We start from the raw sequence: 1623 nt of genomic DNA on the forward strand, positions 1-1623 counted from the left end.
TGTTATGTCCATGAGGTTTTTGGACTGGGAGTCCAGCTACTTTTTGGACTCGGAGTCTAGGGACTTTGTGGACGTGGAGTCTCCCCGCTTTTTGGACGGGGAGTCCACGGAGTTTTTGTACTGGTGCTAGCTTGGCTTCTTCCGGCGGCTTGGCCGTGGCCCAGAGAGGTTGGGTTTTAGCTCTGGGGGTTGTCGGTGCCACATGCCGACAACGTGGTTTATGTTGATTTGACCGCCGGGTGGACGCTGATTCAGTTGGATCGGTAGCGGAAATGAAAACAGTTTCTCACCGTCGTGATCAGTAAAAAATTCCGCATAGTCATCGGTTACGCTGCTGTAGATGGCTCGATTTTTGAAGCGCAGCCCGACGTAGAGGCCGTGTCCCATGACGCGTACCACCCCGCTTTTGTTGATCCACAGCTTGTCCGGGATAGGCCAGAGTGCATTTACACCGGTAGAGCTTGGCATTACGGTTGAGGAATCGGCATGGGGTGTATCTTGCTGGATCGCCTGAGTGTCGTTGCCTGGTGCCCTGTTTGAAGCTGCAACTTCAGCCAGGGCATTGTCTGTCGCGACCACCGTGTCGGCTGCTAAGGTATCTGCCTGGTTGTCGGGGTGAATCCGGTGATATTGTTTCGCGATTTTCGTCCATAAAACATCCGGGTCAATCGGCTGCGTCGGTGGCTGGGCATGCGAGATAATCTCCCAGGCTTGGGCTGGGGTGATGTGCATCTTGCCCCTGAGAAGTCCTTGGTGACGACGGCGTGTGTTGTAGAAGTTGCGGTAGTCGACAATCAGCTGTTGGACCTGCGCCAGCGTCGTGGGGGTACGAGCATCCAAAAACTTGGTCATGGTTTGGTGCGATCGCTCGTCTTTGCCTTGCGTCGTGGGAGCAAAACCCGCACTTGATTGAACTCCCAGGCTGGCGAGCCAGCGTTCGGTTTGCGACAGCCGGCCGCGATGGTAGGTGGCAAAGGCATCACCGTTGTCAGAGAGGACTTCTTGGGGAAGTCCGTAAGCATCAATGGCTCCACTTAGCGTGATGCGGGCATCGGTGCCGTTTTCTGGAGTTCCAAAAGCTTGGGAGCCGACGTCGAAGCGGCTGGCATCGTCGATAACTTGGTAGATAGTCACCTGCGTGTGAGGCACATCGAAGAGTCTGTAGGCAAACGCATCGATCTGCCACAGTTCATTGACTTGGCCCCTGGCAAAGTGCCTGTAGGACTTACGCGGTCGTTTACGTGCATTGATGTCAGCGACGCCAGCCTCGTGCAGCCATTGTGCGATTAAAGCTCGCGACGGTGGTTGGTCGTAGCCGAGTTCGTCGAGGAAGAAATAGAAGATTGACCATGGGCCACAGTCTTGGCCGCGGGCTTGTAACGTACCGCGAGCTTGCAGGACCTGTTGTCGAATCTTGTCATCGTAGACCCGTCGCGGGTTCAGCGGTGCCGTGCTGTCCGGCACGATGCCAGCCCGCCCGCGTTCGGCGATACGTGCTTTGATGTTGTAGTACGTCTGCTTCGATACGCCGATGTTCTTGCAGAACTGCTGGACCGTGATGCCCTCACGGATGGGGTCGAAATCCGCTATCTTCTTGCGGAGAGTAATGGGAATTGCCATCCC

1 protein-coding gene is annotated in these 1623 nt (G+C 55.8%); it reads right to left on the reverse strand.

The window, feature by feature from the left end; genetic code table 11:
- Positions 1 to 126: 126 nt before the first annotated feature.
- Positions 127 to 1623 (reverse strand): DDE-type integrase/transposase/recombinase (locus ABJ196_RS12595; protein ID WP_347307573.1); only part of this gene is annotated, 1497 nt, incomplete at its 5' end.

This window comes from Corynebacterium sp. SA-MJD20WY100 (assembly GCF_039822565.1).
GTDB lineage: Bacteria > Actinomycetota > Actinomycetes > Mycobacteriales > Mycobacteriaceae > Corynebacterium > Corynebacterium phoceense_A.